Source organism: Bacillus sp. AP8 (assembly GCF_000321185.1).
In the GTDB taxonomy this organism is placed as follows: domain Bacteria; phylum Bacillota; class Bacilli; order Bacillales; family DSM-1321; genus Bacillus_AD; species Bacillus_AD massilioanorexius.
On sequence record NZ_CAPG01000058.1, the window covers coordinates 1 to 9,069 of the forward strand.

General features: G+C 31.5%; 8 protein-coding genes and 2 pseudogenes. 5 read left to right on the forward strand and 5 right to left on the reverse strand.

The features are described 5' to 3' along the window. Both BN349_RS14475 and BN349_RS14480 read left to right on the forward strand, forming a co-directional pair. Positions 1-559: DmsC/YnfH family molybdoenzyme membrane anchor subunit (locus tag BN349_RS14475; protein WP_019243044.1), on the forward strand; the 559-nt coding region annotated here is incomplete at its 5' end. A 193-nt stretch (positions 560-752) separates the two neighbouring features. Continuing rightward, positions 753-935 carry a hypothetical protein gene (locus BN349_RS14480; RefSeq protein WP_019243045.1) on the forward strand — a complete coding sequence of 61 codons (183 nt, stop codon included), beginning with the start codon at positions 753-755 and terminating at the stop codon, positions 933-935. A gap of 185 nt (positions 936-1,120) precedes the next feature. Here BN349_RS14480 and BN349_RS14485 read toward each other — a convergent pair whose 3' ends face one another. From BN349_RS14485 to BN349_RS24930, 3 genes are read right to left on the reverse strand one after another with little or no spacing between them, the layout of a single operon-like run. After that, a complete protein-coding gene (locus BN349_RS14485; protein ID WP_019243046.1) occupies positions 1,121-2,107 on the reverse strand; it encodes a TniB family NTP-binding protein in 987 nt (328 codons plus the stop codon). After that, positions 2,080-4,200 (reverse strand): Mu transposase C-terminal domain-containing protein, encoded by a 2,121-nt coding sequence (locus BN349_RS14490; RefSeq protein ID WP_019243047.1) that lies wholly within the window; start codon positions 4,198-4,200, stop codon positions 2,080-2,082. Before BN349_RS14490 ends, BN349_RS14485 begins: the two co-directional genes overlap by 28 nt. A gap of 5 nt (positions 4,201-4,205) precedes the next feature. Next, positions 4,206-4,862 (reverse strand): TnsA endonuclease N-terminal domain-containing protein, encoded by a 657-nt coding sequence (locus BN349_RS24930; RefSeq protein ID WP_081591248.1) that lies wholly within the window; start codon positions 4,860-4,862, stop codon positions 4,206-4,208. A 113-nt stretch (positions 4,863-4,975) separates the two neighbouring features. Between BN349_RS24930 and BN349_RS14500 the strand changes: the two genes are divergently transcribed. Continuing rightward, a complete protein-coding gene (locus tag BN349_RS14500) occupies positions 4,976-6,808 on the forward strand; it encodes a TniQ family protein (RefSeq protein WP_019243049.1) in 1,833 nt (610 codons plus the stop codon). Positions 6,809-7,347: 539 nt separating this feature from the next. After that, a complete protein-coding gene (locus tag BN349_RS23995; RefSeq protein WP_019243050.1) occupies positions 7,348-7,689 on the forward strand; it encodes a hypothetical protein in 342 nt (113 codons plus the stop codon). A gap of 142 nt (positions 7,690-7,831) precedes the next feature. Here BN349_RS23995 and BN349_RS14510 read toward each other — a convergent pair whose 3' ends face one another. After that, positions 7,832-8,662 (reverse strand): hypothetical protein, encoded by an 831-nt coding sequence (locus BN349_RS14510; protein WP_019243051.1) that lies wholly within the window; start codon positions 8,660-8,662, stop codon positions 7,832-7,834. A 63-nt stretch (positions 8,663-8,725) separates the two neighbouring features. Next, a pseudogene (locus BN349_RS26915) lies at positions 8,726-8,893 on the reverse strand (TniQ family protein); the annotation flags it as partial. A gap of 59 nt (positions 8,894-8,952) precedes the next feature. On the opposite strand from BN349_RS26915, the pseudogene BN349_RS24000 reads away from it, so the two are divergent. Next, a pseudogene (locus BN349_RS24000) lies at positions 8,953-9,069 on the forward strand (IS3-like element IS655 family transposase); the annotation flags it as partial.

The following is a 9,069-nucleotide window of genomic DNA, read 5'->3' on the forward strand; positions in this document are numbered from 1 at the left end:
ATTAGCCGTTCTTACACTTGGTTTATTCTTTGTACAAAAGAGAGCAAACTCTTGGTTAATACTTGTAACAGCATTTGTTGGATTAGTAGATGTATATAGCATGGCAGCTGTTTATTCTAATACATTAGTAAACGGTTGGGATAGCGCTAATACATTTCTATCATTTTATGGAACAACCTTTACACTTGGTGCTATTTTAATGATTAGCTTAAAAGCAACTTTTATCAAAAATGCTGAGGTTACGAAGCAATTATTTAAAATTGGTTTCACAGTAGCGGCAGTGGGTATTGCTGTTCAATTAATTGGTGCTGCGTTATTCGCTGGATTTAATGGAGAAGTTCATTTGATTTCTGGTACTGCTGCATCTGTAAGCTTAGCAGATTACCAATCCATTATTATTACACGTTGGGTAATTGAAATCATAGGAATGGCTATTTTCGGATTCTATGCTATTTCTTCAAATAAAAAATCAATGACTGCAGTAAGCTATGCAGCACTTGCAGCTATTCTTGTAGCTGAAGGTATGAGCAGATACGTGTTTTATGTTCTAGGTGCCTAATTAAAAAGCCGAGTATTCATTAGAATACTCGGCTTTTACATAACTTTTGCAAAAAACAATAGAAATTCGAACGTTTCAATTATCATTTTTTCTCAGCTAGTATTAGACATGAAGTCGGAAAGTCTTTTTCTCGAAACATCCGTGAGTTTAGAAATGATAAGAGTATTATTAAAAATTCAAGGAGAAAATTAAAATGGAAATTGTTAGTTTAGGAGGAGAAAAGGATATTGAAATTAGGGTTATAAAGAAAGGGAAAAGAAAATATCTTGCTTTAGCTAATTTTATCGATAATCCAGAGAAAGTCTCATGGGTAGATCATGATCTCTTAAAAGCAAAGATAGGTGCTATTGAAACATTATTAAATAGTAAATGCTAATTGTAGAGGATTAAGGTACTATAATTAGCTGAAATGAATATTTTAAGAAATATAAAAGGAGGTACTAGTTTTAATTTTCAAAGTAGTAGTATCTCCTTTGTTTCAGAGAACAGAGTTAAATGTCTTTATATTTCTACACACATTAAATGTGCATACTTTATGCGTACTTTCTTTGAAAACTAATATTATTTTTCACCAAATCCTTTTTTTGACTTTTTATATTCATTCTCAATAGCATCCACTAAATTAAAATTTTCATCATTAAACGGATTAACAGCATTTGGCCTTTGAGATGTAGTTATCTTTCTATAAGCTTCATACAATTCGAATTCAGATATTTGGTCCATTCCATTCTTTGCTGCTTCAACTGTGGCCTCTTCTAATATTTTCATCACAAAAAATGGAATACCTTGTGTTGCATAGAAGAATTTTTCCGAAAGCTTTGAATCAGCTAAATGTGCTTGTCTTTCAAATGGCAATTCTGTATCAATATGTTTTAAAAAAGTCCTAAATTCAATTTGTTCCTCTCTTGTTCGGTAATTGAAAGGCTCTAAAGACTCCCTAATACAAAACCTTCTATCCAGTTGTTTATTATGTTTGAAAATTTTTTGGGATTCGGGCATTCCACAGAGCAACACTGGAACATTCACTTCCTCTAAAAAAGTTTTTACCCAATCAGAAGCTTTGTTAAGAACATGATCAGTGTCCCTATCTATTAAGTGCTGAAACTCATCCATAATTATCATTTCAACTTTGCATCTATCTACAAAGTAGAAAATTCTTGTCGTTTGTTGAACCTGAGTTCCTTTATCAAAATTTATATCTCCCAGCTCATATAGTATTTGTGAAGCTACCGCTTTTGGTGTAGCCCCAACAGGAACTTTAAAATATATAATAGGAACAATCGTCGTTCCATCTACTATTTTTCTTGGAAATCTATCAGCATACTCTTTTAATAAAGTCGTTTTCCCAACACCCGATTTTCCTGTTAAAAAGACTCCATCAGCTTGAGTAGAACCTACAGACAAAAGATGAGTTTCTTCAATTCTATTATATATAGATTTATAATTGGGATGATTAACAATTATCCCTTTAACTTTTTCTTTTCTAGACTTGATATCATCAAAGCTTGCTGGTTGACCATTTAAAAGAGGATAAATTGATTTTTCCATTTTAATTTGCTCCCTTTATTGTATACTTCCCATTCAGGCAAGTCATTTTCATCAAGCTGATAACTAGTAATGTAGGGTAATTCTTCATTAGACAGCACATGAGCTTTTTTATCCTTCTTGTCTTTAGCTTTTTTTCTCTTTTCTTTCTTGTTCTTCCCTAATAAATCGTTACTTTCATCTTTTAAGATTTGAATTGTATCAGCTGCCTCTGGAGAGTCTAATTGGATATACGAGATGCCCTTCGTCGAAACTCCTATATAACTTCCATCCGAAATATCAGAATCACTATCACTCTTACCACTTTTAATTTTGGCTATTCTTTTGGAATCATGCTCTTGAATCAACCTTATCTTCCTATTACTTCTACCAATAGATTTGATATCAGTTTGATGATTTTTCTCTTCATAGTAAATTTTCGAATCCAACTCAATATCAGAATAATGCACTGGCATTTCGAGCAAAAATCCTTTATCTTCAAGTTCTTTGTTGTAAGCCTCAATATATTTTTTCTGGAATGGATTGTACACAAAAATACTCCTTACATCAGATAAATCAAATCGAACTCTAACTTGCTGATTTTCAATTCCTCTTGCTCTCATTTCTTGCCTTAAATTCATTAACTCTGAAGAAGTGTAATATTCATTCTTAAGAGCAATGCCCCTATTAGTTATCTTTCTTTCCTTCAACCCACACATAAGAATAAGTTGTAGCTCTCTTTTTGTTCGAGATAATGAAGGAATAATTTGTGGATTGGCTTTCAAACCCTTCTTCCATTTTTCTATAGGTTTCATTCTTATTTTGCTATTGAATTGATTAGCAACCAAATCCACTAAAGCAATATGGCATATATAGATAAAAACTTGCATAGTTAAACATGCTTTCTTCTCAGAATCGTAACGGCCTCTTTCAAAAATATTTGATTTTGTTGTTCCTTTTAGGGTATGGAAAACTTTCGTATTAATTGTCTTAAAAGCTCTTTCAATAGTTCCTTTTCTATAACCTGAATCCACCGGACAAAAAGTTTTTTCAATCCCCAATTGAAAACATACGTCATCAATGTCGAACGATTCATTTACCTTAGAATTATCCCAAATGAGGTTTTCTGGTTTCCCGAAAGCTACCCACTCATTTTCAACTTCGGGATAAATATCTTTTATATACGTTTTTGGCATAAGACAATGTAATAAACATTGTTTCACAGCATTAGAATCAATATCATTAAAGGTTACATAGAAGCCCAGAGGATGATTCGAAAATTTATCTATTGCGTAAACTAAATTTGGTTTTCTAGCTTTTAAAGTATTCGGATCAACCAATAATATATCCACAGCCGTCCAATCAAGTTCTACCCGTTCTAAAGGTCTAGTTGCTTTAACTGTATACTTAGAACCATTCATATTTAAGTCTGCTATTACTTTCCCATGTTGAATTATCTCTACTTTATGAATATCCAGCACTTCATTCTTTCTTCTATAAAAAGTTGAAGAAGATACAGGTTTGACTTTATTTTCTTCATCTCTACATGCATTTAACTCATTAATTCTTGCTATATATTCAGCATATAGATACTGGAGGGTATATTTTTCTCCACTATATAAAAACTCTTCCACTATTTCATCAATTACCTGAATAGCAAGTTCATCAGACCAATGTCTTTTAGGTCCTCTCAAATCTGTTCTAGACACCAAGCTTCTGATATCATTAGTCTTTTCATATCTCCTTTTCCAGTTATAAAGTGTTGATAAAGCTATCTTAGGTGACAATGATTCTACATAATCTTTAAATTCAGATGGTAAAATATCACCATCCAGAACCGGCTTTAGTACTTTCAACCTCTCATTTGCTTCCTTTTTTAGTTCCTCAGGAATTAAATCATAGTCAGGAAAATCAATTTCGAATTCAGTGCCTTTATGTACTTTAAAAGACAACTTACCAGCATCCCATTTTTCTATTAGTTCAGTAAGACTCCAGGTTTCAATAGATTGATACGATAAATTCTTTAATTCAATTTCATCGCCAAGTTCTTTTCGTACAACATATTCATTGTCATCTATTTTAAATGCAGTGCCATGTGTAAATCTATAATCATACATTTACCTCACCTCAACCTAGCATGATTGATATTCAGTATAGAAGTCTCACCTAAAATAGTGTTAATTAAGTCAGTATATATTTGTTGTTTAAAAATCAAATAATAAATGTGCTTATACAACAGTGATTTATCAAATAATCCTTCCATTTTTTCAACTAGAGAATTAATTTTTATGGGTTCTTCATTCTTTATTGTCTCTTTCAATTTTTCTAACAGAGCTACGTTTATTTGATCATAACTTATGTGGAATAGTTTTCTTAGATTTTCTTGCAAAAATCCCTTTCTAATATTATCTTCAGTGACCACAAGGAACTCCCAACCTCTTTCCTCACAGTACATTTTTCCAGCCTGATACTTTCTCAAGTTCTCTTCTTTTTGCAAAAAACTTCGAGGCTTTACTTCAACAATCTTTATACGATTATCAGTAGTGAAAATTCGGAAATCAGGGTAATAGCAATACTTTTTTCCTTTATAAAGATAATCGATTTCTACTGATTGGGATTCAAAGTATTTAACATTAGTGTCAAATTCAAGTAAATAGATATAATCTCTCTCTAACAAACTCTCCCATTGAATCATAGCTCCACATTTCTTACTTGGTGTACTTCCTCGATAATTCTTTTTTTTGCTTGCTTTAATCTTTCGCACTTGCATCTTCATCATTCCTAGAAGTCATATTATCTATATTTAATTATTACCAACTATTTATAGGTGCAACATATAAATTCTGTCTTTTCTGTTAAAAATAGAACCAAAAGTCCGAAAGGGAAGATACTATGTTTCTGATTAATCCAACACCATATTCAGATGAAACCTTACTTAGTTTCTTTTATAGAACAGCCGAAGAAAACTGTATGATTAATCACAACTGGATTATTGGTAACTACGAAGAGTACTACCAATCAAATTTGAATCCCTATGAGATTAATTGGCTGGAAGGTGAATCTTTAAAAAGCATTTCCGATTTTCTTAATATTCCCTTCCAATTAGCACAAGATTTAACCCTACCACCTATATTAAAGAAACTAAACATTGATATAGGTAGTTACAATAAGAATCCCTGGTTTCTTTATACCAAAGTAAGATGTTGTCCCCTTTGTCTGCAACAGAAGGCTTATCATCGAAAAAACTGGACAAGTTCACATTCAATATTATGTGTTGAACATAATTGTTTTCTTATCGATAGCTGTTCTTACTGTATGATGCCATTTGACATTCATTCTTTAATAAAGGGATATTGTACAAAATGTAAGACTGCCACTACTACAAATGAAGTTATAAACGCAAATGATAACGGGATAATTTCCTACCAAAAACACATAAATAATTTATTTACGAAGAACACGCTTGAATATACGCACCCTTATATAAATCAACCAGCTACTTTTCTTAAGACAGTTGAGTTTTTTGCTCATTGGTCTACTCATTTATTATCAAAAGATGTTCTTTCTTATGATCGCAAAGATTATATTTTTGATGAAAAAGCAATAGAAGGAACTCGCTTAAAAAATGCAAAGACCATCACTCAATCAATCTGTATTTACTCATTTGCTTTTGAAATAGTTGACAATTGGCCATCTTCCTTTTATAGGTTCATACAACTAGTAGAAATAGAAAACAAAAAGAAGCTCACTCACTTGATTAAGAATGTTTTACCTTCCTTGTACACTACAGATTTAGAGTTCATTACTAAAGAATTTTCGAATTACATACTGTACGAACGAGAACAGCTATCCAAAGAAGAAAAGTATACCAATGCAGAGGAAATTAGATTTTTGAGTAATAAGTTTAATGCAGGTATCAAACATAGTTATTTAATCTCAGAAATTAAGTTTGATTATCTAGGATACTCAATCGCTTTTGTTAAAACCCATGCATTGGAACAACTTTTGATTAATTATGAAAGTAGTATTACGAAAGATGATTTACGAGAAAGATGGGGAACAAGTGCTCGAGCTACATTAGCAATTTTAAAGAGCAAGCTGCTAGAAAATACATTCAATTACTCATACGGAAACATGGAGACTTGGGTAGTACCAATAAATTCAATAGAAAAATTTGAAATAAAATTAAATGAACATACTAAAGAGCCTCCTAAAGATGCTATTGACTTAAACCTTGCCTTTCAATGGATTGATCCTACAAATAGTCACATTTTGTTGCAAGGGATTCTGGAAAATAAAATAACTTCACATTGGAAACAAGGACAATTAGCAGAAGCATTAGTATCAAAGTATGAAGTATACCTATTTATAAAAGAGCAATTAATTGAAGAATGTAGACGTAGTCAAAGGATGCCGGTCAGAATTTTAGTCTTTCTCCTTGGAGTAAAAAAATCGGATATATACCACTGGATTAAGACAGGCAGATTCGGAGCTATGCAAGAAGATAAACCAATCACTATACCGTTTAATAATTACCTTTTATTTTCAGAAAGTTATCTTACAACTTTTGAATATGGTATAATCCATAAACTGAAAGTTACCCAAGTGATTAAAAAGCACAGTATGGGTCATTTGAAAAGTGTATCAGGGCCTCACCTTCAAGATGGAAAACGTCTACTTTTTTTAAAAGGAGATACTACTGTCTGTGACAAGCTGAGTATCTAAATAGATGACTATGTTGGTATATATTATTGCTTAAACTATCAGGGGCTTTACTTCAATATCAAGGGCTGCGGATCAGCTCTTTTTTTGTTATGCAGCTACGGGGCAGAATAGTGCAATAAGAAAATCCCTTAAAATGGTATTATTGAAGTGGTATCGATAGTTATTTATAAAAAGGGGGTGTTTATTTTTATGAATAGAAAGTATTTGTGGTTTTAGCTTGCTTTAATTGCTGTATTGGCATTCATTACACGAGAACTAGTTACTTTTATGATGCTGACGTTAATTTTGCTTACTTTAATTGAAATAAGTGATGAGATAAAAAAGAGAAATGGGCGATCATAGCATTGTGAAATAATGTACTTAAACAAATAGGTGCGTTGATCTAAGAAGGATTAACGCTTTTTGTTGCAAGTTCTTATTGAACAAACGGTGCAGTTTAGTCGAATAAATAAAATTAGAAAAAAGCGAAACTTCAGTTTATTTTTATTCGTATAATTATTATGAGTTGATTATTATGACACTTGAAAGGTGGATTTTTTATGTACAAAGTGAATGGTATAGAAGCTTATGAAGCACATAATCGAACCGAGTTATTAGCAGGTTTAGAGGCAAAATCTGAATATATCCTTATTAAAGGAGACTATTATAAAGAAGTAAGAAAAATTATGGATACTCATCTTTCGGAGAATGAGCGTTTAGGAGTGGAATTAGGAAGTGCTGGCGCGTTAACACCTCTCATTTATGCTTTAGATAGAGTCCAGGATTTATTCAGTAAAGCAGATAAAATGGATAAAGAAATTGACAGAAAGTTAAATTTATTCAAGATTAAAAAGATTACAGATGATGGTTTATTATTGAGCTTAAAGCAGTTAGATTATTAGAACTTGCATACATAGAACTATTTTGGATAGTTCTATGTGAATAAATACACTTAAACGATCGGGTGCGTTAGTTCAATAATGGAGACAGCTTTAAGCTGTCTCTTGTTTATTAAGCCATTAGCAATAATCCTTATGAACAAGCCTAAATTAAACAAAGTTTTTTTGCTAGTCGATTAACATCAAATTCTTTATATGATTTACCATAGTTGATACTCTCTAAATAATCATCATATATAATACAGTGCCTTTCAACTAAACCATTTAAAATCTGCATATAAATTGTGTAGTTCCTCAAACTATCTTCATCTAAAGAAAAGTACTTTACATCGTCATCGAGATCAATAGGATGGTATTTAGGACATGCTATTTTTTCATCAATAATCAACTTTTTTACTGTATCAACTTCCAAATGGTACTTATCCAGTTGTATTTCCGATAGCTTTCTCATATATATTTTCACCGGCTCAATACTTAGATTTCCCCTAATTAAATGGAATGGTATATATTTTTTAAATTCGTACTTAAAATTTAAAAATTTTTCACTGTCTAAATCTCTGGTTACAAAAGAACTCAAGTTACTATAGCACCGAGCTTGTAAAATGTCTTCCCAAGTTGGTTCATGTTCTTTTTTAAAATAATCCAAATAAGCACGAAATCCCCACGGCCAATCATTAAAGATTTGATATATATTTCTTATAAACTCTAGGTATCCCTCTCTTTCATCTCTGATCTTACCGAAAGAATAGTAATTATTGCTATAAGTGCATGTCTCACGAATAAACTCCTCTGTGAGATATAAAATTTCTTCTAAACTAAATGTATACATTAATTTTTCGTACATCTCTACATTTACTAAATCAGTATTAAGTCTATTGACCTTTTGACCTATAAGCCTAGAGTAATTAGTATCTAAATAGTCAGCTTTTATCGGCTCTATCTCTGTAAGTTTTGTTCCACAACTGCATGTCTCCATATTTTCTTTGTAATGAGATATCCTCTTTTTACATGTTGTACATTGTCTAACCAATAAACATTTGTGTTTGTGACAAGCTGTAACAGTTTTATAATTCCACATTTTTCTATAATAAGGATTCTCTTGAAGACAATTTGGACAAATCTTTCCATAATGTCTGTCAATAATTGATTCAATCCAAATTAAACCTTCATTAAGCTCAAAAGTATACGTTGGATAGGCTACACTGATTTAGACAGAAAAATTAAGGTCAAGTAGAATAGAACTAACAGATGAAGAGGAGAATCTACATGACTAAAAGACAAAGAAGAACATTTACGGACGAATTCAAGCATCAAATGGTGCAATTATATTTGAATGGTAAGCCACGAAAAGATATTATTCGTGAATATGAGTTAACATCTTTT